This window comes from Micromonospora sp. CNZ297, assembly GCF_007827625.1.
In genome coordinates, this window is record NZ_VISU01000004.1 from 321,095 (window position 1) to 345,732 (window position 24,638).

At 72.7% G+C, this 24,638-nt stretch carries 19 protein-coding genes; 8 read left to right on the forward strand and 11 right to left on the reverse strand.

All coding sequences use genetic code 11. From position 1 onward, the window contains the following. Positions 1-26: 26 nt before the first annotated feature. Both ilvD and FB454_RS10405 read left to right on the forward strand, forming a co-directional pair. Complete coding sequence (ilvD, locus tag FB454_RS10400; RefSeq protein WP_145822869.1) at positions 27-1,874, forward strand: dihydroxy-acid dehydratase; 1,848 nt, start codon at positions 27-29, stop codon at positions 1,872-1,874. Between the two features lie 82 nt (positions 1,875-1,956). Further along, positions 1,957-2,679, forward strand: coding sequence for a hypothetical protein (locus FB454_RS10405; RefSeq protein ID WP_486485410.1), 723 nt, complete (start codon positions 1,957-1,959; stop codon positions 2,677-2,679). A gap of 64 nt (positions 2,680-2,743) precedes the next feature. On the opposite strand, the gene FB454_RS34830 is transcribed toward FB454_RS10405, so the two are convergent. From FB454_RS34830 to FB454_RS10415, 3 genes are all read right to left on the reverse strand, one after another. After that, a complete protein-coding gene (locus FB454_RS34830) occupies positions 2,744-2,917 on the reverse strand; it encodes a hypothetical protein (RefSeq protein ID WP_013284489.1) in 174 nt (57 codons plus the stop codon). Between the two features lie 89 nt (positions 2,918-3,006). Then, positions 3,007-4,401, reverse strand: coding sequence for a stress response protein (locus FB454_RS10410; protein WP_145822870.1), 1,395 nt, complete (start codon positions 4,399-4,401; stop codon positions 3,007-3,009). A gap of 219 nt (positions 4,402-4,620) precedes the next feature. Beyond that, on the reverse strand, positions 4,621-5,319 hold the full coding sequence (locus tag FB454_RS10415; protein ID WP_145822871.1) for a TetR/AcrR family transcriptional regulator C-terminal domain-containing protein: 699 nt from the start codon (positions 5,317-5,319) through the stop codon (positions 4,621-4,623). 86 nt (positions 5,320-5,405) lie between these two features. Between FB454_RS10415 and FB454_RS10420 the strand changes: the two genes are divergently transcribed. Further along, the gene (locus FB454_RS10420) at positions 5,406-6,080 is read left to right on the forward strand and encodes a DUF4386 domain-containing protein (RefSeq protein ID WP_145753247.1); all 675 of its coding nucleotides are present in this window, start codon (positions 5,406-5,408) and stop codon (positions 6,078-6,080) included. Here the strand turns inward: FB454_RS10420 and FB454_RS10425 are convergent. The 6 genes from FB454_RS10425 to FB454_RS10450 form a co-directional block, all read right to left on the reverse strand. Then, complete coding sequence (locus FB454_RS10425; RefSeq protein WP_145753250.1) at positions 6,077-7,768, reverse strand: SulP family inorganic anion transporter; 1,692 nt, start codon at positions 7,766-7,768, stop codon at positions 6,077-6,079. The genes FB454_RS10420 and FB454_RS10425 overlap by 4 nt on opposite strands. After that, the gene (locus tag FB454_RS10430) at positions 7,765-8,103 is read right to left on the reverse strand and encodes an ArsR/SmtB family transcription factor (RefSeq protein WP_013284484.1); all 339 of its coding nucleotides are present in this window, start codon (positions 8,101-8,103) and stop codon (positions 7,765-7,767) included. Before FB454_RS10430 ends, FB454_RS10425 begins: the two co-directional genes overlap by 4 nt. Positions 8,104-8,181: 78 nt before the next feature. Beyond that, on the reverse strand, positions 8,182-10,629 hold the full coding sequence (locus FB454_RS10435) for a glycosyl hydrolase 2 galactose-binding domain-containing protein (RefSeq protein ID WP_145753252.1): 2,448 nt from the start codon (positions 10,627-10,629) through the stop codon (positions 8,182-8,184). After that, positions 10,626-11,486 (reverse strand): carbohydrate ABC transporter permease, encoded by an 861-nt coding sequence (locus FB454_RS10440; RefSeq protein WP_145753254.1) that lies wholly within the window; start codon positions 11,484-11,486, stop codon positions 10,626-10,628. Before FB454_RS10440 ends, FB454_RS10435 begins: the two co-directional genes overlap by 4 nt. Continuing rightward, positions 11,483-12,496, reverse strand: coding sequence for a carbohydrate ABC transporter permease (locus FB454_RS10445; RefSeq protein ID WP_013284481.1), 1,014 nt, complete (start codon positions 12,494-12,496; stop codon positions 11,483-11,485). Before FB454_RS10445 ends, FB454_RS10440 begins: the two co-directional genes overlap by 4 nt. A 70-nt stretch (positions 12,497-12,566) precedes the next feature. Next, entirely contained in the window at positions 12,567-13,850 is a 1,284-nt protein-coding gene (locus FB454_RS10450) for an ABC transporter substrate-binding protein (protein WP_013284480.1), read from the reverse strand. A 350-nt stretch (positions 13,851-14,200) separates the two neighbouring features. Here FB454_RS10450 and FB454_RS10455 point away from each other — a divergent pair, with 350 nt between their 5' ends. Further along, a complete protein-coding gene (locus tag FB454_RS10455) occupies positions 14,201-15,226 on the forward strand; it encodes a LacI family DNA-binding transcriptional regulator (RefSeq protein ID WP_145753256.1) in 1,026 nt (341 codons plus the stop codon). 11 nt (positions 15,227-15,237) lie between these two features. On the opposite strand, the gene FB454_RS10460 is transcribed toward FB454_RS10455, so the two are convergent. Then, entirely contained in the window at positions 15,238-17,601 is a 2,364-nt protein-coding gene (locus FB454_RS10460) for an EAL domain-containing protein (RefSeq protein WP_145822872.1), read from the reverse strand. A 430-nt stretch (positions 17,602-18,031) separates the two neighbouring features. On the opposite strand from FB454_RS10460, the gene FB454_RS10465 reads away from it, so the two are divergent. Continuing rightward, positions 18,032-18,415 carry a PH domain-containing protein gene (locus tag FB454_RS10465; protein WP_030270122.1) on the forward strand — a complete coding sequence of 128 codons (384 nt, stop codon included), beginning with the start codon at positions 18,032-18,034 and terminating at the stop codon, positions 18,413-18,415. An 11-nt stretch (positions 18,416-18,426) separates the two neighbouring features. On the opposite strand, the gene FB454_RS10470 is transcribed toward FB454_RS10465, so the two are convergent. Beyond that, the gene (locus tag FB454_RS10470; RefSeq protein ID WP_145753261.1) at positions 18,427-19,353 is read right to left on the reverse strand and encodes a 2-hydroxyacid dehydrogenase; all 927 of its coding nucleotides are present in this window, start codon (positions 19,351-19,353) and stop codon (positions 18,427-18,429) included. Positions 19,354-19,496: 143 nt separating this feature from the next. On the opposite strand from FB454_RS10470, the gene FB454_RS10475 reads away from it, so the two are divergent. The 3 genes from FB454_RS10475 (at position 19,497) to FB454_RS10485 (ending at position 24,230) form a co-directional block, all read left to right on the forward strand. Continuing rightward, positions 19,497-21,302: a SpoIIE family protein phosphatase gene (locus FB454_RS10475; RefSeq protein WP_145753263.1), complete on the forward strand. Its 1,806-nt coding sequence runs from the start codon at positions 19,497-19,499 to the stop codon at positions 21,300-21,302. 85 nt (positions 21,303-21,387) lie between these two features. Beyond that, a complete protein-coding gene (locus FB454_RS10480; protein ID WP_145753265.1) occupies positions 21,388-22,563 on the forward strand; it encodes a PQQ-dependent sugar dehydrogenase in 1,176 nt (391 codons plus the stop codon). 53 nt (positions 22,564-22,616) lie between these two features. Then, a complete protein-coding gene (locus FB454_RS10485) occupies positions 22,617-24,230 on the forward strand; it encodes a metallophosphoesterase family protein (RefSeq protein ID WP_013474306.1) in 1,614 nt (537 codons plus the stop codon). The last annotated feature ends 408 nt before the right edge of the window (positions 24,231-24,638 follow it).

A 24,638-nucleotide genomic window follows, 5' to 3' on the forward strand; every position in this document is an offset into this window, starting at 1 on the left:
GCGCGGATGGTGTCAGACTGGTTGTCATGCCTGAGCTGCGGTCGAGGACCTCCACCCATGGTCGGACGATGGCCGGCGCCCGGGCCCTCTGGCGGGCCACCGGGATGACCGACGACGACTTCGGCAAGCCGATCGTCGCCATCGCGAACAGTTTCACCCAGTTCGTACCCGGTCACGTCCACCTCAAGGACCTCGGTGGCCTGGTCGCCGACGCGGTGGCCGAGGCCGGCGGCGTCGGCCGGGAGTTCAACACGATCGCCGTGGACGACGGCATCGCCATGGGCCACGGCGGCATGCTCTACTCGCTGCCCAGCCGGGAGCTGATCGCCGACGCGGTGGAGTACATGGTCAACGCGCACTGCGCGGACGCCCTGGTCTGCATCTCCAACTGCGACAAGATCACCCCGGGCATGCTGCTGGCCGCGCTGCGGCTCAACATCCCGACCGTCTTCGTCTCCGGCGGCCCGATGGAGGCCGGCAAGACGGTGGCGATCGAGGGCGTGGTGCACTCCAAGATCGACCTGATCGACGCCATGATCGCCTCCTCGAACGAGGCGGTAACCGACGACCAGCTCGGCGAGATCGAGCGCTCCGCGTGCCCGACCTGCGGCTCCTGCTCCGGCATGTTCACCGCCAACTCGATGAACTGCCTCACCGAGGCGATCGGCCTGGCCCTGCCGGGCAACGGGTCGACGCTCGCCACCCACGCCGCGCGGCGGTCGCTGTTCGTCGAGGCCGGGCGCACCGTCGTCGAGATCGCCAAGCAGTGGTACGAGGAGGACGACGCCTCGGTGCTGCCGCGCTCGATCGCCGGCCGGGAGGCGTTCGAGAACGCGATCGCCCTCGACGTGGCGATGGGCGGCTCCACGAACACCGTGCTGCACCTGCTCGCCGCCGCCCGCGAGGCGGAGCTGGACTTCGGCGTGGCCGACATCGACGCGATCTCCCGCCGGGTGCCGTGCCTGGCCAAGGTCGCCCCGAACTCCCCGAACTACCACATGGAGGACGTGCACCGCGCCGGCGGCATCCCGGCCATCCTCGGTGAGCTGGACCGCGCCGGGCTGCTGCACCGCGACGTGCGGTCGGTGCACTCCCCCAGCCTCGACAAGTGGCTGGCCGACTGGGACGTCCGGGGCGGCTCGGCGACGCGAGAGGCGGTCGAGCTGTTCCACGCCGCGCCGGGCGGGGTGCGCACCACCGAGCCGTTCTCCACCACCAACCGCTGGTCGTCGCTGGACACCGACGCGGCCGGCGGCTGCATCAGGGACCGGGAGCACGCGTACAGCGCGGACGGCGGCCTGGCCATCCTGCACGGCAACCTCGCGCCGGCCGGCTGCGTGGTGAAGACCGCCGGTGTGCCCGAGGAGTGCCTGACGTTCCGCGGCCCGGCCAAGGTCTACGAGTCGCAGGACGACGCGGTGACCGCGATCCTCGCCAAGGAGATCGTCGCCGGGGACGTGGTGGTGATCCGCTACGAGGGCCCGAAGGGTGGCCCCGGCATGCAGGAGATGCTCTACCCCACCTCGTTCCTCAAGGGCCGTGGGCTGGGCCGCTCCTGCGCGCTGCTGACCGACGGCCGGTTCTCCGGCGGCACCTCCGGCCTGTCCATCGGGCACGTCTCCCCGGAGGCGGCCTCGGGCGGGCTGATCGCGCTGGTCCGCGACGGCGACGAGATCGTCATCGACATCCCGGGCCGGTCGATCGAGCTGAACGTGCCCGCCGACGAGCTGGAGGCGCGGCGGGTGGCCGAGGAGAAGCGGGACCGCCCGTACACCCCGGTCGACAGGCAGCGTCCGGTGTCGGCGGCGCTGCGCGCGTACGCGTCGATGGCGACCTCGGCCAGCGACGGCGCCTACCGTCGCGTCCCGGAGTGACGTAAGGAAGGGCCCCCTTTTAACGCCTCCGGTAGAGGAGGGGGCCCTTCTTAACGCCCGCGCGCCGGTAACCTCTGGCGGCGTGGAGACGACGGTGAGTTGCGCGCGACTGGTCCGGCCGGCGATCGACCGGGTGTACGTGGGCGCCAGGTGGGGAGCCCGCGCCCGGATGGAGGCGTTCTACGCCGAGCGCGGCTGCACACTCGGCGCGGAGAACAGCTTCTTCTCCGGCGTGCTGGCCCGGCCGATGCCCGCCGAGTCGCTGGCCGACGGCCTGATCTACACGTCCGGAAGCATGGACGAGGAGCTGGAGCAGGGCGTCGTGGTCCGGGACGCCGACGGCGCCTGGCACCTCACCGACCTCGGCCGCGAGCTGACGCTGTTCGCCCAGCGGGCCACCGGTGAGGCAGCCGAGGAACTGTGGTCGACGCTGCCCGGTGTGCTGCCCGGTCTGCGCATCGTGCCCCGCCTCGCCGACCTGGTCGGCCGGGTGCTGACGCACGCGCAGGCCACCGGCGGGCCGGTGTTCCGGGCGATGTCCCCGCCGTACGAGCCGGAGGGCGCCTCGCCGGCGCTGCTGCTCGTCACCCGGCTGGGCTCGCTGCGCCACCACCGCGCCGACGCGCACCGGGCCGCGTGGCGGGCCGCCGGGCTGACCGCCGAGGGGATCCGGGCGCTGCCGGACGGCCCGGAGCGCGCGGCGATCGAGGCGGACACCGACCGCCGCGACGAGCCGGCGTACGCGGTGCTCACCGAGGCCGAGCGGTGGGAACTGCTGGCCGGCCTCGCCGCCCTGCCCGACTAGCGCTCGTCCTTTCCCGCCCTCGGGTGGGAACGCCATGACCCGTTTGACACCCATGGCGTTCCCCTCACCGCTGGGTGGGGTCCTCCTCGGCCGGTGCGGTGCCGTCGATGGGCAGGCCGAACTCCGCCGGCGAGTTCTCGTCGGTGCCGTCCAGGTCCGCGTGCGGGTCCTCCGGGGTGACGTCGTCGGGGTCGGCGCCTCCGGCGTGCAGTTCGGACAGCTCAACCGGATCAGTCATGCCGTCCTGGTACCCGCCGCACGCCGCCCGAACCCGCCCGTCCGTCAGGGCTGGACGAAACGCCCCCCGCTACGGGCGGAACCGTGGGGTCACTCGCCGGGGCGGTCCGAGGAACCAGAGCCTCCGGGCGTTCCCTCGGTGTCGAACTCGGGGCTGTCCTGGGAGGAGATCGCGGTGGAGACGAGGCTGGAAGCGACCGGCTGAACGGGGATCACGTCCTCCGACGTACGCAACCGGGGCGGCGCGGGCATCCACGGCTTGAGGTTCTGGATGATCTGCTCGTAGAAGTCGTCGACGGCGTGCAGCACGGAGTCGATAAAGGCGCCCCGACCACTGCCACGCTTGGTTCCCGCAGCCGTGCTCTGGGCGATACGGAATGCTCGCAGCTCGCGCGAGGGGTCGGTGATGAGCGTCGTGGGCTCGGCGCGTACCTGGCGGAGGAGATCGGTGGCGCCACCTCCTCGGGCGTGCATGGCGAATGCCTCGATCCGGACCGTGTCCGGCGCGTCCTTCAGTTGACGGACCAGCCAGTTCACCCGGGTGGTCGGCCGGCCCGACCGGGGAGCGTCGACATCGACGTGGCAGACGATCTGCCCGGCCCGCAGATCGGCCGTCACGTGCAGGTGCCCGACCGCGCCCGGAATCCGGATGCTGCCGCTCAGGGTGCCGGCGCTGGCGAGTTGGTTGGCGAGCGACTGGGTGCGCGCCGCCGGATCGGCGAGGTCGCGGCGGCTCAGCGCGGGAGTCACGTCGGTGCCCAACTGTCGGCCGAGCCGGAGGCACGCGTAACGGATCAAGGCGTCGAAGCGCCCGGCGACCTGCGCCGCGGCACTGTCGCCGGCCCGCAATGTCCCGGCCGACACCCCGTCCCGCACCTGCACCCAGGCCGGCCCCATGTCGCTGAACTCGAGAGCGCCCGAACGCGGGTGTTCGAGGTATCGGATCAGCTCGCCCAGAACCCATGCCTGATCCGGGTCTGCGACGCCGCGGTATTCCTTCTGGATCACGGCCTGGGTCAGGATCTCCGTCCAGGGCAGGTGATACAGGGCGACCTTGCGCAGTTTCCGGCGATCGACTGTCGTCGGATGCTGACCCGGAACGGGAGCGATCTCGTTCGAGATCGTGATGAGGGCATCGAATCCCTGCTCCCGCGCGATGTCCAGGTAGGCCTCCAACTGCTCGGATCGCAGCGGGTTACTGCCGGTCTTCACCTCCACGAGCGCGGTCCACTGGCGTTGCCCCCTCGTGACGCGGATGAGGCCGTCCGGAAAGAGTTGCTGGTTTCCGATTTTGAACGGAACCTCGATGAAGGTCTGCACGACTCCGGCCGGCGCGCCGAAGGACTGGGTCAGGACACGCCCGAACTCCCGGACCGCGCTCATCACCGCCAGCAGGGCGGAGGTCGCCCGGCGTTCCTGCTCCTCGGCGCCGTTGATACCCGAAGTAGGAATCAGACGTGCCGCGAGCCAGGTTTCCTCAGACATAAGTGACTCCTCGTGAATGCGGTGGTACGAGAAGTTACTCGCGAGCCCGGTCGAAAAGCGGCGCGACCATTGGCGCGTACGAACGAAAAGAGTTGGCCGGTCGGATGTCGAGCGATCCATCCCGGCCGAAAGCGAATGCCGGACGGATACGCGGTCTCATCAGTTCGGCTTTCGTCGGCTTCTCAGTCCGATACCTGACTGCGAATGGCACGGGCCGGGTCAAGGGCTCGGGCGGTGTCGCTCCAGGCCGTCGAAGAGCAGGTCGAGGGTGAACTCGAACTCGGTCTGAGAATCGCACCAGCCGAGCGTCGGATCCGCCGCGTCGTGCGTCTCGGCGGCCACCATCGCGGCCAGGTGCGGCAACCGTTCGGCCAGCGCCACCATCTCGGCCTCCGCCGCGTCGGCCTCCCCGCCCGCGTCCGGCCGGAACACCTCCTGCGCGAAGCCGAGCGCCAGGCTGCCGAAGGCGTGCAGCGCCCGGTGGGCGATCCGGTACGAGAAGCCACCGTCGACGAGGGTGGCGAGGATGCCGTCGTAGTAGGCGTACACCCCGGCGGGGACGGTCGGGCGGGAGCTGAGCAGCGCCGGGGCCCACGGGTGCCGCAGCATGACCGCACGCGCGGCGAGGAAGCGCAGCCGCAGCCGGGTACGCCAGTCACCGCCGGGCGCGTCGGCCTCGGCCCGTTCGGCGGCTGCCGTGATCTCGGCGGCGACGGCGTCCACGAGGCCGTCGAGCAGTCCGGCCTTGCCGGGCAGGTGGTGGTAGAGCGACATGGCCTCGACGCCGAGTTCGGCGGCGAGCCGGCGCATCGTGAGCGCCGCCATCCCCTCGGCGTCGACCAGGGCGATCGCGCTGGCCAGGGCCCGCTCGCGGCTGAGCGGCTCCCGAGGCTTCCTCGCTCCCATGCGGCTTCCCATCTCCCTTGACCTTACAACGTATGGTTGGCCTTACGACGTAAGGCGACCCCGGCCACGGCACGTCGATCACCCCCGAAGGAGCCGCCATGCACCAGCTGATCCGTACCGCCCGGGTGACCGGGCTGTTCTACCTCGGGCTCGCCGTCACCGGCGCCCTGGGGTTCCTCACCGTCCGTCCCATGCTCTTCGACGCCGATGACGCGGGCACGACGCTCGCCAACCTGGTGGCCCACGAGCCGCTGGCCCGCCTCGGCATCGCCCTCGAACTACTGGTCGTCCTCACCCAGACGCTCACCGCGGTCTGGTTCCACCGCCTGTTCCGTACTGTCGACGGCACCGCCGCGGGCAGCATCGCCGCCTTCGGGCTCGTCAACGCCGTCGCGATCCTCGGCAGCGCCGCCGTCCTCGCGACGGCCTTGCAGGTCGCGACCGGCGGGCCGGGCGACGCCGACACCGTCCAGCTGCTCTACCTGGTCAGCGGGAACCTGTGGGAGGTGGGCGGGCTCTTCTTCGGCCTCTGGCTGGTGCCGATGGGCTGGTGCGTGCTCCGGTCGGGCTGGCTGCCCCGGCCGCTGGGCTGGGTCCTCGTCGCCGGTGGTGTCGGCTACGTGCTCATGACGTTCGTCGCGTACCTCGCCCCCGGCGCCGGCGCCGCCGGCGACCTGCTGGTGATCCCCGCCACTGTGGGCGAGGTCTGGATCCTCGGCTACCTGATCATCTTCGGCGTGCGCAGGCGGGCACTCGAAGGGACCGAAGCCTAGGCCGGGCTCGCGGCGAGGGCGACACCCCGGGCGTACCGGATGGCGGCCGGGGTGTCCGCGAACACCAGGCCCTCGCGGCGCAGCTCGTCGGCGACGCCGAGCGTGCTGAGCACCTGGTCGTGGCCCGGGGTGATGCCGGAGAGCAGCACCATGATCCCCCGGCCGCGCAGCCGGGCGATGGCGTCGCCGAGCACCTGGGCACCGGTCGCGTCGACCGTGGAGACGCGGGACATGCGCAGGATCACCACCCGCACGTCGGCCACCTCGGCCAGTTCCAGCAGGAACGTGTGCGCGGCGGCGAAGAACAGCGGCCCGTCCAGCCGGTACGCCACGATGTGCTCGGCGAGCAGCGCGTGTTCCTCGTCGCTGTGCTCGCCGGTGTCCAGCGGCACCTGTTCCAGCTTGGCGCTGCGGGCCACCGCGCGCAGCGCCAGGACGACCGCGACCGCGAGCCCGACGACCACTGCTGTCACCAGGTCCCAGATCACCGTGACGGCGAACGTCAGCACCAGCACCACCGCGTCGGCGCGGGTGGCCCGCATCAGCGCGAGCAGGGAGGCCGCCTCCACCATCCGTACCGTGGTGGCGAGCAGCACCCCGGCCAGGGCGGCCAGCGGGATACGGCCGACCAGCGGGGCGGCGGCGAGCACGATCGCGGCGAGGGCGACCGCGTGGGTGAGCGCCGCGAGCTTCGAGGACGCCCCGGCGCGGACGTTCACCGCCGTACGGGCGATGGCGGCGGTCGCCGGGATGCCGCCGAAGACCGGGGAGGCGAGGTTGGCCAGGCCCTGGCCGAACAGTTCCCGGTCCGGGTCGTGCCGCTCGCCGACCGTCATGCCGTCCGCCACAGTGGCGGAGAGCAGGCTCTCCAGGGCGGCGAGCGCGGCCACGGCGAGGGCGCTCGGCAGCAGTACGCCCAGCGCGCCGAGGTCCACGAAGTCCAGCGACGGCGCGGGCAGCCCCTGCGGCAGCTCGCCGATCCGGGCCAGGTCGATCGGGGCCAGCTCGGCGAGCAGCGTCGCGGCGGCCACCCCGACCAGGGAGAACGGCACGGCGGGCCGCCATCGGCCGCCGAGCAGCATCAGCGCCGCCACGCCGAGCGCCACAGCGATCGCGGCGGGCCGGGGGTGCGCGGCGAACCGGGCGACCGCGTCGGCAGCCACCGCCCACACCTTCTCGCCGTGCGCGGCGGTGACGCCGAGCGCGGCCGGCACCTGTTGCAGCGCGATGACCACGGCGATGCCGGCGGTGAAGCCCTCGATCACCGGGGCCGGCAGGTAGCGGACGTACCGGCCGAGGCGGGCCACTGCGAGCGCGATCAGGATCAGCCCGGCCAGCGCGCCGACCATCAGCACGCCACCGGCACCGAACTGCTGCACCACTGGCACCAGCACGACTGTCATGGCCCCGGTGGGACCGGAGACCTGGAGGTTGGAGCCGCCGAAGACCGCCGCGACGGCCCCGGCGACGACGGCGGTGACCAGGCCGGCCTGCGCCCCGAGCCCGGAGGTGACGCCGAAGGCGAGCGCCAGGGGCAGCGCCACCACGGCGACGGTGAGCCCGGCGAGCAGGTCGCGCCGGGGTGAGCGGCGCGCGTTCTGCCAGTCGGCCCGGCCGGGCAGCAGCCCGGCGAACAGCCGGCCCGCCCGGCGTACGGCGTCACCGGCGCGAAGGGCAGCCGCGCTCACCGGTCCGTCCCGGAGGCCCGCAGTTCGTCCAGCAGGGCGTCCCGGTCGGTGAGGACCGCGCCGAGGATGCGCCGTCCGGCGGCGAGCAGGTCGGCCACGTCGGGGGTGCTGAGCGCGTACATGACCAGCGGGCCGTCCCGGTACGAGGTGACCATGCCGGCGCGGCGCAGCACGGCGAGCTGCTGGGAGAGGTTCGACGCCTCCACGTCGATGGCGGCCAGCAGGTCGCGGACCGGCTTCGGCCCGTCCTGGAGCAGTTCGAGCACCCGGATGCGCACGGGGTGCCCGAGGGTGCGGAACAGCTCCGCCTTGGCCTGGTACAGCGGCACCGACATGACTCACCTCTCCGACGACTCTGAAGACTTTATCACTTGCAGAAATCTTCAAATCGACGGAGATGCGGGTAAGGCCCTTCAGACGAGGTCGTTGACGCAGCGCAGCACCGGGCGGCGGGTGAGCGCGTCGGCGTCGAGCGGGCCGGGCGCGTGCACGGTGAACGTCGCGCTCTCCCCCGGCAGCAGCGTCACCAGCGCCCGGTCCACCTGCGCGGCCGGATCGAGGCGATCAGGGAACAGCGTCAGGTCGCGCAGCACGGTCCGGGCGGTCACCCGGACCCGCCGGCCGCCGTCGACCGGCTCGACAGTCGCGTCCCACTGCGCCGCCGGCCACCGCACGTCGCGGTCCTCGGCGAAGAACCACAGCGCGCGCTCCGCGGTGTCCCCGGCGTCCGCGACGAGCAGTTCCGCGCGGCCGTCGTCCGGCCGCGCCAGCTCCGCCGGCAGCGCCAGCACCACCGAGGAGTACGCGGGGACGTCGAGGTCGACCGAGGTCTTCGCCCTCGGCTCCCCGGTGAGCGCCAGCCGGGTGACGGTGGCCGGCCCGCTCCACGCCCGATCGGTCTCGTTCACCGCCACCAGCGCCAGCCCGCCGTCGCGCGGCTGCACCGTCAGCAGCCGGTCGGCGTAGGCGCGGCGCAGCGCGTACCAGAGGGGTTTGCGGCGGCCGTCGCCGTCGATCGCCGACCAGGACGTGACCGGCCAGCAGTCGTTCAGCTGCCACACGACGGTGCCGGTGCAGACCGGCCGGTGCGAGCGGAAGTGCTCCACCCCGAGCTGGATGGCGCGGGCCTGGTTGAGCTGGGTGAGGTAGTGCCAGTCGTCGAAGTCGGCGGGCGGCGGCAGGTGGGCGTCGAGCCCGCGCCGGAGCTTGCCGTCCCCGTCCGCAGCCTTCTGGTGGTGTGCCATGCCCGGCGAGTCGTGCGTGAGCGGGTCGTCGGAGAGGGCCCGGCGCAGCGTCGCGTACGCGGGCGGCGCCTGGTAGCCGAACTCGGCCACGAAGCGTGGAACGTAGTCCCGGTAGCGCGTGTAGTCGTCGGTGTTCCACACGTCCCAGATGTGCGTGGTGCCGTGCGCCGGGTCGTTGGGGTGGACGTCCTCGCTGCCGGACCAGGGGCTACCCGGCCAGTACGGGACCGTCGGGTCCAGCTCGCCGACGATCGCGGGGAGCAGGTCCAGGTAGTAGCCGCGTCCCCAGGTGCGTCCGGCCAGGGGCTCCTGCCAGTCCCAGTCGTGCCAGCCCCAGATGTTCTCGTTGTTGCCGGTCCAGAGCACCAGCGACGGGTGCCCGGCGAGGCGGGTCACCTGCTCCCGCGCCTCCGCCTCGACCTCGGTGCGGAACGGCTCCTCCTCCGGGTACGCGGCGCAGGCGAACAGGAAGTCCTGCTGCACCAGCAACCCCATCTCGTCGGCGAGGTCGTAGAAGTCGTCCGACTCGTACCGGCCGCCGCCCCAGACGCGCAGCAGGTTGACGTTCGCGTCGGCCGCCTGGCCGAACCGCCCGGCGAGGCGCTCCCGGGTGACCCGGTTGGGGAACGCGTCGTCGGGGATCCAGTTGACGCCCTTGACGAACACCGGCACGTCGTTGACGTGCAGCGTGAACGGGGTGCCGTGGGCGTCGGGCGTGGTGTCCAGCCGGACCGAACGGAACCCGATCCGGCGGGCGGCGGCGTCCAGCTCCCGGCCGTCGGCGCCGTGCAGGGTGACGTCGAGGTCGTACCGGGGCTGGTCGCCGTACCCGATCGGCCACCACAGCGCGGGGTCCGCGACGGTGAGCGTCACGACGGCGGTCCGCTCCCCCGCCGGTACGGCGACGTCGGCGGTGACCCCGGCGACGGCGGCGCGGACGGTCAGCGGCTCGTCGCCGGCCCGCTCGACCTGCACGTGCAGCTCGACCCGGCCGACGTCGTCGGCCACCGTGACAATCGGCCGGACCGACGCGAGCCGGGCGGTGGACCAGGAGTGCAGGCCGATGTCGCGCCAGATGCCGGCGGTGACGAGCGTCGGCCCCCAGTCCCAGCCGAAGTTGCAGGCGGTCTTGCGGATGAAGTGGAACGGCTCCGGGTACGCGTTCGGCCGGTCACCGAGCCGGTCCCGGTGCGCCTCCGCGTACCGGTACGGGGAGTCGAAGCGTACGGCGAGGGTGTTGCCGTCCGGGCGCAGCAGCCCGCGGACGTCGAAGCGGTACGAGCGGTGCTGGTTCTCGGTGCGGCCGACCTCGACGCCGTTGAGCGTGACGGTGGCGACCGTGTCGAGGCCGGCGCAGACCAGGTCGACCCGCTCGTCGTCACCGGGCTGCCCGGCGAACGTGGTCTCGTAGACCCAGTCGGTGCGGCCGATCCAGGTGAGGCGGTTCTCGTTGTCGTCCAGGTACGGGTCGGGGATGAGGCCGGCCGCGAGCAGGTCGGTGTGGACGCAACCGGGGACTGTCGCCGGCACCGCCGTCCCGGCGATCTCCGGCGGCACCGCCGGCCCGGGCTCGGCCCGCAGCGTCCACCCCTCGTGCAGCAGCGTTCGACGGCTCACGACTTCACCGCGCCTTCCATGATTCCGCGGACGATCTGACGTCCACCGATGAACAGCATGACCAGCAGGGGAACGGTGGCGATGAACGCGCCCGCGAGCACCCGCCGGTAGATCACGTAGTTGCCGCTGGCCAGGTCGGAGACCGCCACCATCGACGTCGGGTAGTCGGTGCCGCTGAGCGTGATCAGCGGCCACTGGAAGTCGTTCCAGGTGGCCACGAACGTGAGCAGGCCGAGCACCGCCAGGGCCGGGCGGATGGCCGGGAGCACGATGGTCGCGTACACCCGCATGGTCGTGGCGCCGTCGACCCGGGCCGACTCGATCAGCTCGTCCGGGACGGTGTTCACGATGAACTGCCGCATGTAGAACACGCCGAACGCGGTGACCAGGCCGGGCGCGATGACGGCGAGCAGTGTGCCGTTCCAGCCGAGCTCGCCCATCACGATGTAGAGCGCGACGATGCCGAGCTGGTTGGGCACGGTCAGGGTGAGCACCACGAACAGCATGAGCGCGCGGCTGCCCTTGAAGCGCAGCTTGGCGAAGGCGAAGCCGGCCAGTGAGCAGAAGAACAGCACCGAGGCGGTCACCACCACCGAGACGATGACGCTGTTGACCAGTGATGCGGCGAAGTAGACGTCCTGGAGGGAGAAGACCTCGTCGACGTTGGTGAGGAAGCGGTCGCCCGGTACGACAGCCGGTGGCAGCATCGCCAGCGCCTCGTCGTCGCTGGTGGCGATGACGAACATCCAGTAGAGCGGGAACGCGGCGAACAGCATGCTCACCGCGAGGAGCAGGTAGGTCCAGAGCCCGGCCGGGGTGTCCTGTGGCGCCCGGGCCACCACGCGTCGCGTCGTCACCGGCGGCCTCCGGAGAGTCGGTTGGTCAGGAGGTAGTTGACGCCTGCGACGACCAGGATGATCAGAAACAGCGCCCAGGACATCGCGGCGGCGTACCCGAGGTTGAGGTCCTTCCAGCCGACCTTGTAGATGAGCTGGGCGATGGTCTGCCACTCGCCGTCCGGCCCGCCGGTCGCGGCCTGGGCGTTCGGGTCGAACAGCATCGGCTCGGTGAACAGCTGCAACCCGCCGATGGTGGACAGGATGACCGTGAACAGGACCACCGGCTGGATCATCGGGACGGTGATCCGCCAGAGCTGCTTCCACGGCCCGGCGCCGTCGATCGCCGCGGCCTCGTAGACGTCGCGCGGGATGGACTGCATGGCGGCCAGGTAGAGCAGCGCGTTGTAGCCGATCCACTTCCAGTTGACCATGGTGGCGATGGCGATCCAGGCGTGCAGCTTGTCCGCCCGCCAGTCGATCGGGTCGTCCGGGCCGCCGATGCCGAGCAGGCCGAGCGCCCAGTTCGCCATGCCGAAGTCGCGGGAGAAGAAGACGCTGAACACCATCGTCGAGGCCACGATCGGTGTTACGTACGGCAGCAGCACGCCCACCCGCCACCACGTCTGCGCCCGCAGCTTGCGGTTGAGCAGCGACGCGACGAGCAGCGCGAGCAGCAGTTGCGGCACGGTGGAGAGCAGGAAGATGCCGAACGTGTTGTAGAGGGCGTTCCAGAAGTCCTCGTCGGCGAACAGGCGGCTGAAGTTCTCGGCGCCGGCCCAGTACGGCAGCGTCGGGTCGTCCAGCCGGTAGTTGCGCAGCGACACGACCGCGTTGAACAGCAGCGGGAACAGCCCGAACACGAGGAAGAGCAGGAAGAACGGCGCGATCATCAGGTACGGCATGTACCGCATGTCGAAGCGGTACAGCCGGTCGCGCCAGGTCATCCGCCGGTCGCCGGCGCCGGTACGGCCGCGCTTGCGCGCGGGTGGGCGGCCGGGCGGCGCGGGCGCGGCACGGGTGCTGGACATCGGTTCACTCCAGGGCCGGGAGATCGGACGGTGACGGGGCGGACCGGGCCGCCCCGTCACCGCTGACACGTCAGGACTTGGCGGCCTTCTCGGCCTCCTTGACCGCCTCGGACCAGGCGGCGTCGGACTTGAGCGACTTGTTCTCCACCCGCCGGATCACGTTCTCCACCGCCACCCGGGTCGGGCCGTTCTTCCGGCCCAGGTACTGCGGGGTGAGGCCCTGCGCCATCTTCGGGAAGATCTGGCCGACCGGGGCGTCGTTGAAGAACGGGTTCTTGAAGTCGGCGATCGCCGGGTCGGTGTAGAGCGCCGGCTGCGACGGCAGGTTGCCGACCTTCTTGAAGATCTCGATCTGCTGCTCCGGCGCGACCAGCCAGGTCAGCAGCTTGTACGCCTCGTCGACGTTCTTGCCCTGCTTCGGCAGCGTCAGGAAGGAGCCACCCCAGTTGCCGCCGCCACCCGGTACCGCGGCGATGTCCCACTTGCCCTCGGTGCCCGGCGCGGTGTCCTTGATGTGGCCGAGCATCCAGGCCGGGCAGGCGAGCACCGCGAACGCGCCGCTGGTGAAGCCCTTGTCCCAGTCAGCCTGGAAGCTGACCAGGTTGGCCGACAGCCCGGCGCCCACGGCCTTGACCGTGTAGTCGAACGCGACCTTCGGGCCCTGCTCCATCCGGAGCTGGTCCTGCTCGTCGTAGAAGCCGACCGGCTGCTGGCCGAGAATCGGGTTGAACAGGTTGGTGCCGGCGTCGATGAACTTCTTCTTCGTCGTGGCGGTGTACTGCTGGCCGACCTCGATGAACTTGTCCCACGTGGGCCAGAGCGCTGACACCTGGTCGCGTTCGGTGGGCAGGCCGGCGGCCTTGAACAGGTCGGTGCGGTAGCACATGGCCAGTCCGCCGACGTCGGTGCCGAGGCCGATCTGCGTCTTGCCGTCGGCCGACAGCGACTGCTTCCACTTCCAGGGCAGGTACTTGCTCTCGTACGAGCCGGCGCCCTTGTCGAGCAGGTTGACGAACTTGTCGGACTGGCTGCGGAACTGGACCATGAAGCCCTCGTCGATCGCCGCGATGTCCGGCGCCCCGTTGCCGGCGACGAGCTTCTTCTGCAGGTCCTCGTGCTGGGCGTTGTACTCGCCCGAGTTGAGCTGGATCTTGACGTTCGGGTGTTCGGCCTCGTACTTGGCCTTCAGATCCTGGAGCCCGAAGTCGCCCCAGAAGTTGATTTTCAGCGTGACCTGACCACCGGCCGAGTCCGAGCCGCCGGTGGTGCTCCTGCCGCTACAGGCGGCGATCATGACCAGGCTGACGGCACCGACGGCGGCCACGCGCGCCAGGTGCGTCCAGGACCGTTTCATGTCATCCTCCGCGCCGAATGGGAACGCTCCCGATATCGAGGAACGTTGACTGAACCGGATAAGTGAGGCCACCGTACGGTTCACCTTCAGGGCTGTCAACGGGCGGTTACCGATGTGCCCGTCCGGCAACCTCACCGCCGCTCACGACTGCCGTTCACGGCCGTCCAGGGCAGGTGCCGGGCGATCGGCGCTCTAAGCTGAACCGCACAAGCGACGGCCGCCGGAACCCGTCCACCGCCACCCGCCGGTGGCACCCGGGACCGGCGCGGCGTGCAGTAGCGTCACCAGACGCCGGTGACCCGGCGACCGAGAACGCCCGCGAGGGCCGGACACAGTGGAGGAACGCTTCGGTGAAGCGGCCGACCATCGCCGACGTCGCCCGGCGCGCCGGGGTCTCCAAGGGCGCGGTGTCGTACGCGCTCAACGGCCAGCCCGGTGTCTCCGAGGCGACCCGGCAGCGGATCCTCGCCATCGCCGCCGAGATCGGGTTCCGTCCGAGCAGCGCCGCCCGCGCACTGTCCGGCGCCACCGCCAAGGCGGTCGGGCTGGCGCTGTGCCGCCCCGCCCGGATACTCGGCATCGAGCCGTTCTTCATGGAGCTGATCAGCGGCGTCGAGGCCGAACTGTCGGCCCGCTCGTACGCGCTCACGCTCCAGGTGGTCAGCGACCAGGAGGCCGAGATCGCCGTCTACCGGCGGTGGTGGGCCGAACGCCGGGTGGACGGTGTGCTCGTCTGCGACCTGCGCACCGACGACCGGCGGGTGCCGGCACTGGAGGAACTGCAACTGCCGGCGGTGGTGATCGGCGGCCCCGGGCACACCGGCGGCCTGGCGAGCGTCTGGGCCGACGACGCGGCGGCCCTCGTCGAGACGGTGGAGTACCTGGTCGCGCTCGGCCACCGGCGCATCGCCCGGATCGGCGGGCTGCCCACGCTGCTGCACACCGAGATCCGCACCGAGGCGTTCACCGGCGTGTGCCGGCGGCTCGGGCTGGACGAGGCGACCACCGTCTGGTCCGACTACACCGGTGAGGAGGGCGCGCGCGCCACCCGCCGGCTGCTCAGCTCCGCCGGCCGCCCCACCGCGGTGATCTACGACAACGACGTGATGGCGATCGCCGGGCTCTCGGTGGCCCAGGAGATGGGCCTCACCGTGCCCGGCGACCTGTCCATCGTGGCCTGGGACGACTCGCCGCTCTGCCGGCTGGTGCACCCGCCGCTCACCGCGCTGGGCCGGGACATCCCGGCGTACGGCGCGCACGCCGCCCGGCAGCTCCTGGCCGTGATCGCGGGCGAGCCGGCAGCCGTCGTGCAGGACGAGACGGCGCACCTGACGCCGCGCGGCAGCACCGCCCCACCTCGTACGACGACCCGCTGAACCGGTTCAGCTCACCGGGCGGTGGACGGATACTCCTCGAACCACGCCTCGACCCGCTCGGCGGTCGCCGGCCGGGCCAGCGCGAAGCCCTGGCCGTACCGGCAGCCGGCCCGCCGCGCGCCGGCCACCTGCCCCTCCGACTCCAGCTCCTCGACCACCAGTTCCACGCCGAGCCGGTCGGCCAGGTTCGCCACCACGTCGATCAGTGGGCGCTGACCGTCCCCACCCGGGCCGACCAGGTGCGGACCCACCTTGAGCAGGTCGATCGGCAGTCGGCGGAGCTGCGCGAGCGAGGCGTGCTCGGCCCGGAAGTCGTCGAGCGCGATCCGCACACCGATCGACCGCAGGCCGGCCAGCCGAGCTACCACTGTGGACAGCTCCAGTCCCACCACCGGCTCGGCCACCTCCACCACCAGCCGTTCCGGTGCCACGTCGTACGCGGCCAGCGCGGTAGCGGTACGCGCCACGAAGTCCGGCGCGGCCAGCTCGCGCGGCGTCACGTTCACCGCCATCCACAGCTCGCGACCGCCCTCCGACCACGCGGTGAGCTGGCGGCAGGCCCGGTCCAGCACCCACCGCCCGATCTCGCCGGTCAGGTCCAGGTCGGCCGCCACCGGCAGCAGCTCCGCCGGGAGCACTGTGCCCAGCGCCGGGCTGCGCCACCGCAGCAACGCCTCCGTACCCACCGGCATCCGATCGGCGAGCGCCACCACCGGCTGGTAGACCAGGTCCAGCTCACCGCGCGCCACCGCGCCGGGCAGCTCCCGCTCCAGATCCAGGCGGCGGACCAGCTGCTCCTCCAGGTAGGCGTCGTACCACTCGACCCGGTCCCGGCCGAGCTGCACCGCCCGGCGGCGGGCCAGGTCCGCCTGGCGCAGCACGTCCTCCGGATCGCCACCGCTGGTCTCGGCCAGCCCGACGCTCACCCCGAGCCGGGCGACGCCTCCGGGCCGGGGGTACGGCTCGGCCAGCGCCGCCAGCAGCCGCAGGCCGAGCGCGTACGCGAGCACCGGCCCGAGATCGGTGAGGACGGCGTACTCGGTGTCGCCGAGCCGGGCCACCAGATCGTGCGTCTCGGAGCTTGCCCGCAGCCGGCGCGCGGCCTCGCTGAGCACCGGCCCCTCCGGCACGGCGCCACCCACCCCGTGCAGGTCGACGACGAGCAGCCCGCCGCCACTGCGTTCCGCCATCGCCCGGACCAGATCCGCGCGGGTCAGCGGCACGGGCTCCACCGGCCGGGAGTCCGGTCCGAGCCGGCGCCGCAACCACGCCTCGCGGGCCGCGAGCCGTTGCACCCGGCGGCGCTGGTCGGCGGCGGCGAGCAGCTCACCCACCATGATCGGCGGAATGACGGCCAGGCCCAGGGCCATCGCGGCGGTACTGAACTCCCCCGCCGTCATCAGGTGGACCCCGGCGGCCAGCGCGGCGATCCCGGCCGGCGCGGTGAGGCGGGGCCAGGCGGCCGGCGCCGCGTCCCGGCCCGGCCGCTCACCGCCCGAGGTACGCCGGGCGCCTGCGGCCGTGAGCAGCGCCCCGGCCACCAGGGGCGCCGCGACGAGCGGCAGCGCCCGGTCCGGCGCGCCGTAAGCCAGCAGCACCACCAGTAGCGTCAGCCCGCCGAGCGTCAGGGCGGCCCCGGCGTGGCAGCGCGCGGCGCCCGGCCGGCGGCGGCGTTCGGCGACGGCCGCCACCGCGAGCACGGCGAGCACCACCGCGCCGCCCGCCGCCACCATTCCGGCCACGGCCGGGACCGGGCCGCCCGGCAGCAGCATCCAGCCCGCGAAGACCAGGCTGACGCCGAGCGCCAGCACGTCGACGGTACGGCGCACCAGCTCCGGGCCGGACAGCCGCGATCGGCCGGGCAGGCGCAGCAGGGCCGTCACGTGCAGCGCCCCGGTGAGGCACAGCCCGGCCAGCGCGATCGGCAGCCGGTGGGCGGCGTCGCTCAGTGGCAGCACCGCGACGGTGAGCCCGGCGACCAGGACGGCGCTGTCCAGGATGGCGGCGACCCGGCGGGACAGCGCAGCCCGGCGAGCCCGCCGCCCGGTCCTCGGGCCGAGCGCCGTCGCGCCATGGGTCACGGCGAGGTCCGGCGCTTCGCCCGTCGGCACGGGACGGCCGGTCGGCGCGCGGTGGCCGTTCGGTGCGGGACGGTCGGGCGGTGCGGGGCCGTCGGGCGGTGTGGCGGCTCCGGCCAGCCAGGCGAGCCGGAGGCAGGCGAGGGCGAAGCCTCCGGCGACGGCGAGCGCGGCGGCTGCGGGGCCGGGCAGGGCACCGGCGACGCCGGCGAGGAGGAAGGCCGTGCCGGCGAGTGAGACGGCGACATCGGGCAGGACTGATCGCCGACGGGGAACGGCGGGAGGGGGGACGGGCACGGCGGTCGCCTTCGTGAGGGGGCACGGGGGCGGTGCGGTTGCGGTGCGCGGTACGACGTGCGGGGTCGGGGCGGTACGGGAACGCATCGGCGGGGACCGCTGCGGCCACGCCTAGAAACGATCCCGGAAGCGCCCGGTGACGTCACCGCCACAGTGACATCCGTCACATCAACGGCGGTCACCGGCCCGGATCACGCCCGAGATCGACGCGTCGGTCCCGCGTCGGTCTCCCGGGCGAGATCTTGGAAGGAAACGGCCCGCGGAGGGGCCCAACGCTTCCAAGATCTCCAACTCGAGCGAGATCTTGGTACCGGACCGCCCCGCGAGGGGCGGAACCGTACCAAGATGGTCGGCGGGAGTGGGGAGGGACGCGGGAGCGGTGGGGACGCCCGCGGGGTGGGGTGGACTGGCCGGGTGGGATTATCGGGGGGTGAGCCGCGCCGATACCGTCCGTTTCCGTCACAACCAGGCCATCCTGGTCGCCGCGATCGTCGCCTTCATCGGCGCGCTGCCGCTGGCCTCCGCCCGCTGGTGGCTGCTCTGGGTGCTGCTCGTGCCGCTCGCCGTCGCGGTCTGGGCCTGGCGGGCCGGCACCGACGCCGATGCCCGGGAGCTGCGGCTGCGGGCGCTCGTCGGGCAGCGCCGGGTGCCGTGGAACCAGGTCGCCGAACTCGCCGGTGACCCCCGCGGCCGGGCGGTGGCCCGGCTCGACGACGGCGAAGTGGTGATGCTGCCGGCGGTACGCGCCACCGAACTGCCCCGGCTGATCGCCGTCACCGGGCAGGAGCTGCCGGACACCGGCAGCGATCATTAAGCCACCGGCGATCAGTAGCCGTCGACCACCCGGTTCGTCAGCTCCTCCCCGGCCACGTACCGGCGCAACTGCTCGCCCACCAGGCGGTACGCGCGGGGCAGCAGCCCGCGTACCGAGCCGGCGACGTGCGGGGTGAGCAACACGTTCGGCAGCTCCCACAGGGGATGGTCGGCGGGCAGCGGCTCCGGGTCGGTGACGTCCATCGCCGCGCGCAGGCGGCCCGAGGTCAGCTCGGCCACAAGCGCCGAGGTACGCGCCACCGGCCCGCGGGCGGCGTTGACGAGCAGCGCGCCGTCAGGCATCGCGGCGAGGAAGCGCTCGTCGACCATGCCCCGGGTCTGCTCGGTCAGCGGCACCAGGAGAACCACCACGTCCGCCTCGGGCAGCAGCGCGGGCAACTCGTCCACCCCGTGCACGCCCTGGTCGGGTCGCGGCGTACGGGCCACGAGCGTGAAGCTCACCTCGAACGGGGCGAGCCGGTCGCGTACCGCGGTGCCGATCGAGCCCGCGCCGACGATCAGCACCCGCTTGCCGGCCAGTTCGTCGGTGGGCGCCACCTCGTCGTACGCCCACTCGCGCCGGTCCTGCGCGCGGGCCAGCGGCGCGAATCCGCGCAGCGAGGAGAGGATCGCGGCGACCACCCATTCGGCGGTGGGTGAGTCGTGCACGCCCCGGGCGTCGCAGAGCGTCACGCCGTCGGGGATCCGCCCCACCCAGGCGTCCGCCCCGGCGGAGAGCAGTTGCACCACCTCGACGTCGGGCAGCTCGGCGAGGAGCGCCCCGGCGTCCGGGCCGGACAGGAACGGTGGCACCCAGAACCGCACCCCGGACGGGGACGACGGAAGCCGCCGCGGGTCGTCCAGCAGCTCCACGGTGACGCCGGGCGGCAGCTCGCCGAGCAGCCGGCGGCCCTCCGGGTGCGGGATCCATACCTTCACGACCGCCGACGATATCGGCCCCGGACCGGCCGGCGCGGCGTGACCCGTGACGAACACCGCGCCGGGAATGGAGTGGCGGCCCGGCGGGGTATAACCGAGAACGGGATGCCGGTCGGGTGTTCCGCTTGCTGAGGGCGGTGGCGATGAGCGAGGACGGCCGGGGACGGGTGTCCGTGCCGATTCCGGCGCTCGCCGACCCCGACCGGTTGCGTTCACTCGACGAGACCCGGCTCGACGCCGTACTGGACGAGGCGTTCGACAGGTTCGCGCGTCTGGTCGGCGACCTGCTGGACGTGCCTGTCGCACTCGTATCCCTGGTGGACGCCGAGCGCCAGTTCTTTCCCGGCGCGACCGGCCTGCCGGAGCCGTGGGCGGCCCGCCGGGAGACGCCGCTGAGCCACTCGTTCTGCCAGCACGTCGTCGACATCGAGATGCCGCTGGTGCTGCCCGACGCCCGTCTCTACCCGCGCGTACGCCTCAACCTGGCGATCGAGGATCTGGGCGTGGTGGCGTACGCGGGCATGCCGCTGACCGACCTGGAGGGGCGGGTGCTCGGCTCGCTCTGCGCGATCGACAGCAAGCCCCGGGCCTGGACGAAGGAGCAGCTGCGGACGCTCGCCGACCTGGCCGCCGCGTGCTCCTCGGAGCTGCGACTGCGTATCGCGGTCCGCGGCGCCGAGCAGGCCCGCCGCCGCGCCGAGGAGGCGCACGACCGGCTCGCCATGCTGGCCGGGATGAGCGAGATGCTCGGCGGCACGCTCGACGTGGCCACCGCCGTGGACCGGCTCGGGCACGCGATGGTGCCGCTGCTCGCCGACTGGTGCCTGATCACGCTCGTCGACCCGGCGGGCCGGCCGCGCACCGTCACCGGCGTGCACCGCGACGCCGAGCGCAAGGCCGACCTGACCCGCATCGCCGAGTTGCTGACCACCGGGCTCAGCGCGGAGTCGCAGATCCGGTCGGTGCTGCGTACCGGGCGGCCGGCGGTGCGCGCAGTGGCCGACCTGGACGACGTGGCGCGCGGCACCACGCGCCCGGAGCTGGTGCCGCTCGCCGACCGTCTCGGCATCGGCTCCCACCTGACCGTGCCGATCACCGCCGCCGGGGACCGGGTGATCGGCGCCGTCACGCTCGTCAACCGTCAGGGGCGGCGCGGTTTCGACGCCAGCGACCTGCGCACCGCGCAGGACATCGGGGTACGTGCCGGACAGGCGGTCGGCAACAGCCGCCTCTACGGGGAGCAGCGGCACGTCGCCGAGGTGCTCCAGCACAGCATGCTGCCGAGCCTGCCGGCCGTGCCCGGAATCGAGCTGGCCGCCCGCTACCTGCCGGCCGCCGACCGGGTGGAGGTGGGCGGCGACTGGTACGACGCGTTCGTCCAGCCCGACGGCGAGCTGATCGCCGCGATCGGCGACGTCGCCGGGCACGACATCGAGGCGGCGGCCACCATGGGCCAGTTGCGCAACCTGGTGCGGGGCAACGCGTACGGGCGTAACGACCCGGTGGAGGATCTGGTGGCCCACCTCGACCAGGCCATGGGCGGGCTTCGGGTGCCCACCGTCGCGACCGCCGTGCTGGCCCGGGTCCGTCCGGCCGCCGGCGGGCTGACGGTCTTCTGGTGCAACGCGGGGCATCCGCCGCCGCTGCTGGTCCGCGCCGACGGCACGGTCTCGGTGGCCGACGGCCGCGGGCCGCTGCTCGGGCTGGCCCGGCCGCCCCGGCGTACCGGCCGGACGCTGACCCTGGCACCGGGCGACACGCTGCTGCTGCACACCGACGGGCTGATCGAGCGCCGGGACCAGCCGATCGACGAGGGACAGGCCGAGCTGCTCGCCCACCTCGCGGCCGGCGGGCCGGGCGTACCGCTGGACCTGCTCTGCGACCGGCTGCTCGCCGCCGCGCACCGGCGCGAGGACGACGTCGCCCTGCTCGCGCTGCGGGCCGGCTGACCGGGACTCCTCCGAACGGCCGGACGCGGGCAGGGGTGCGCGCGACGTGCCCGGTTCGCCGGTCCGCCCGGCTAGGCTGGGCCGGGTGAGCCCGCGTCTTGCGTACCCCCGTGTCAGCCGCCTCCGGACGGCGCTGGCGGCGTCCTGCGCGGCGTTGCTCCTGGGCGCCGCCGGCTGCTCCCTCGGCGAGCCCGAGCCGGACCCGGCCGGCGCGCCGCCCAACCTCCCCACACCGTCCGGCACCGCGAGTCCCGGCGGGGCCGGTCAGCAGGTTGTCGCCACCGTGCTGGCCAAGGGGCTGGAGGTGCCGTGGGGCATCGCGTTCCTGCCCGACGGCGGGGCGCTGGTGACCGAGCGGGACAAGGGACGGATCCTCCAGGTCGGCCCGGAGTTCGGCCCGGACGGGCTGGCCGTCCGGCCGGTGCAGACCGTGCCGGACGTGGCCGCCGGCGGCGAGGGCGGCCTGCTGGGCATCGCGGTCTCCCCCGCGTACGCCAAGGACCGCACGGTCTTCGTCTACTACACGGCCGAGGACGACAACCGGATCGCGAAGATGCAGCTCGGGCAGGCGCCGAAGCCGATCCTGACCGGCATCCCGAAGTCCGGCACGCACAACGGCGGCGGGCTCGGCTTCGGCCCGGACGGCCACCTCTACGCGAGCACCGGCGACGCCGGGCGCACCGAGAACGCCCAGGACGCCAAGAGCCTCGGCGGCAAGATCCTCCGGATCACGCCGGACGGCAAGCCTGCGCCGGGCAACCCCACCGCCGGATCGCCGGTCTGGTCGACGGGCCACCGCAACGTCCAGGGCTTCGCCTGGACGCCGGACAAGAAGATGTACGCGGTGGAGTTCGGCCAGAACACCTGGGACGAGATCAACCAGATCAACAAGGGCGGGAACTACGGCTGGCCCCGGGTCGAGGGGCGCGGCGACGACAAGCGCTACGTGAACCCGCTCACACAGTGGCCCACCGGTGACGCCTCCTGTTCCGGCCTGGCGGCGGCGGACCGTCTGCTCGTCGCCGCCTGCCTGCGCGGCCAGCGACTCTGGCTGGTGGAGCTGGCCGGCAACGGCACAGTCCTCGGTCAGCCGCGCGACCTGCTCAACGGCCGGTACGGTCGGCTACGGGCCGTCGCGGCGGCGCCGGACGGCTCGCTCTGGGTGAGCACGTCGAACCGGGACGGGCGGGGTACGCCCACCGCCGAGGACGACCGCCTCCTGCGGCTCGTCTTCGCCGACGGGGGCGCCGGCCGGAGCTGATCCGGCCCACCGGGTTTGTCAAGATCGCGCAAGGGGCAGGTCAGAATCTCAGCATGGACGGCCACGAGAACGAACAGCACCGCACCGGGGACGAGACGTCTCCGGAGCGCGGGCGCGCCCGCCGCCTGACGGCGTGGCGGCCCGGTCACCGGCTGCGCCGGCTGGGTGTCGTGCTGGCTCTGCTCGCGGTCACGCTCGGCGGCATCGTGATCGGCACGTACGCGGGCGGCCACGTCGGCACCGACATCGGCCCGTTCCGGGCCGAACTGAAACTCAGCCCGTCGCTGTCCGGCGGCACCACCGTCGACATCCCGCCGCTGGGCGCGCTGCTGCTGGACAGCCACGACGGCCCGGCGTACCTCACAGTCGAGGTGGGCTCGCTGGATCAGGGGCGCACCGAGGCGCTCATCGACGACCCGGCCAGCATCAGCCGGGCCAGCCAGTCCGCCGTCCAGGACGTCCGCGACGGCGTGATGCGGCTCGGGCTGCGTACGCTCGCCTCGGTCGTGCTCGCAACGCTGCTGCTGGCCGCGCTCGTCTTCCGGGACGTCCGGCGTACCGCCTGGGCCGGCGGCCTGGCGCTGGTCGTGACCGCCGGCAGCCTCGGGATGGCCGCGAGCACGCTGCGTCCGCAGGCGATCGAGGAGCCGCGGTACGAGGGCCTGCTGGTCAACGCGCCGGCGATCGTCGGTGACGCGCGGCGGATCGCGAACGACTACACCAAGTACGCCGAGCAGCTCCAACGGCTGGTCGGCAACGTCAGCAAGCTCTACACCACGGTCTCCGCCCTGCCCGTGGTGCAGCCGTCGCCCGGCACCACACGGGTGCTGCACGTGTCGGACATCCACCTCAACCCGACCGGCTGGCAGCTGATCCGTACCGTGGTCGAGCAGTTCGGCATCGACGTGGTGGTCGACACCGGCGACATGACCGACTGGGGCAGCGAGCCGGAAGCCTCGTTCGTCGGGTCGATCGGCCTGCTCAAGAAGCCGTACGTGTTCATCCGCGGCAACCACGACTCGCCGCGCACCGCCGCCGCGGTGGCGCAGCAGCCGAACGCGATCGTGCTGAACAACTCGGTCACCACAGTGGGTGGGCTGACCATCGCGGGCATCGGCGACCCCCGCTTCACCCCCGACAAGGAGACCTCACCGGCCGGCAGCGGCCTCACCTCGGCCGTCGCCGACCAGGTGATCGGCGCCGGCGAACAGCTCGCCGCCACGATCGACAAGTCGCCGCGCAAGGTCGACATCGCGCTCATCCACGACCCCGCCTCGGCCGGCCCGCTCTCCGGCGACTGCCCGCTCGTGCTCTCCGGGCACACCCACTCCCGGCAGGTGTCGAAGCTGCCGCAGGTGGAGGGCAAGCAGCCGACCACGCTGATGGTGCAGGGCTCCACCGGTGGGGCCGGGCTTCGCGGCCTGGAGGGCGAGAAGCCGACTCCGCTGACCATGACTGTGCTCTACTTCGACCAGCAGAAGCTGCTCCAGGCGTACGACGAGATCACTGTGGGCGGCACCGGGCAGTCGCAGGTCAACCTGGAGCGGCACGTCATCCGCGACCCGGCGAAGGGCGACCAGGTGCCGGTCACCCCGACCCCGACCCGCGGCCCGTCGGAGTCGCCGTCGCCGGGCACGACCACGCTGAGCCCCACCCCCACGAGCTGACCGCCCCGCTTCTCGCCTTTCTCGCGGTCAGCCCGGCGCCCTGCCGCACTGACACTCGGTCACTCGGCGTCACCAAGCCCGTCGGGCACGGGGATGCCCCGCCGCCGACTTTGCTCTGCACCCATCGGCGCAGCAGGAACCGAGCGTCACCGTCTGGGTGGGTGCAGAGCGGCGAGCGTTCCACTACGCCCCAGCTCAGGGCGGTGATGCGGATATGGCTGCAGAGCAAAGGGGCCGAGAGGTGATCCCCCGGGTCGCCAGAGGCGGTTACCCTCCGCAGCCATTCCCGCCGTCACTTTCCGTGAGGAATGCCGTCCACCGCGCCACCCGAATCGGCCAGGACGCGGCCCGCCGTGCCGGGGTCGATCCGGGAGCCAGGAGAGCCGGCAGAACCCGGTCGCAGGACGC

Bases quoted from the DNA above. Each gene is read 5' to 3' on its own strand.
- ilvD (WP_145822869.1), top strand. From the start codon at position 27: ATGCCTGAGCTGCGGTCGAGGACCTCCACCCATGGTCGGACGATGGCC.
- FB454_RS34830 (WP_013284489.1), bottom strand. From the start codon at position 2,917: ATGACTGATCCGGTTGAGCTGTCCGAACTGCACGCCGGAGGCGCCGAC.
- FB454_RS10410 (WP_145822870.1), bottom strand. From the start codon at position 4,401: ATGTCTGAGGAAACCTGGCTCGCGGCACGTCTGATTCCTACTTCGGGT.
- FB454_RS10415 (WP_145822871.1), bottom strand. From the start codon at position 5,319: ATGGGAAGCCGCATGGGAGCGAGGAAGCCTCGGGAGCCGCTCAGCCGC.
- FB454_RS10420 (WP_145753247.1), top strand. From the start codon at position 5,406: ATGCACCAGCTGATCCGTACCGCCCGGGTGACCGGGCTGTTCTACCTC.
- FB454_RS10430 (WP_013284484.1), bottom strand. From the start codon at position 8,103: ATGTCGGTGCCGCTGTACCAGGCCAAGGCGGAGCTGTTCCGCACCCTC.
- FB454_RS10445 (WP_013284481.1), bottom strand. From the start codon at position 12,496: ATGTCCAGCACCCGTGCCGCGCCCGCGCCGCCCGGCCGCCCACCCGCG.
- FB454_RS10450 (WP_013284480.1), bottom strand. From the start codon at position 13,850: ATGAAACGGTCCTGGACGCACCTGGCGCGCGTGGCCGCCGTCGGTGCC.
- FB454_RS10475 (WP_145753263.1), top strand. From the start codon at position 19,497: ATGAGCGAGGACGGCCGGGGACGGGTGTCCGTGCCGATTCCGGCGCTC.
- FB454_RS10485 (WP_013474306.1), top strand. From the start codon at position 22,617: ATGGACGGCCACGAGAACGAACAGCACCGCACCGGGGACGAGACGTCT.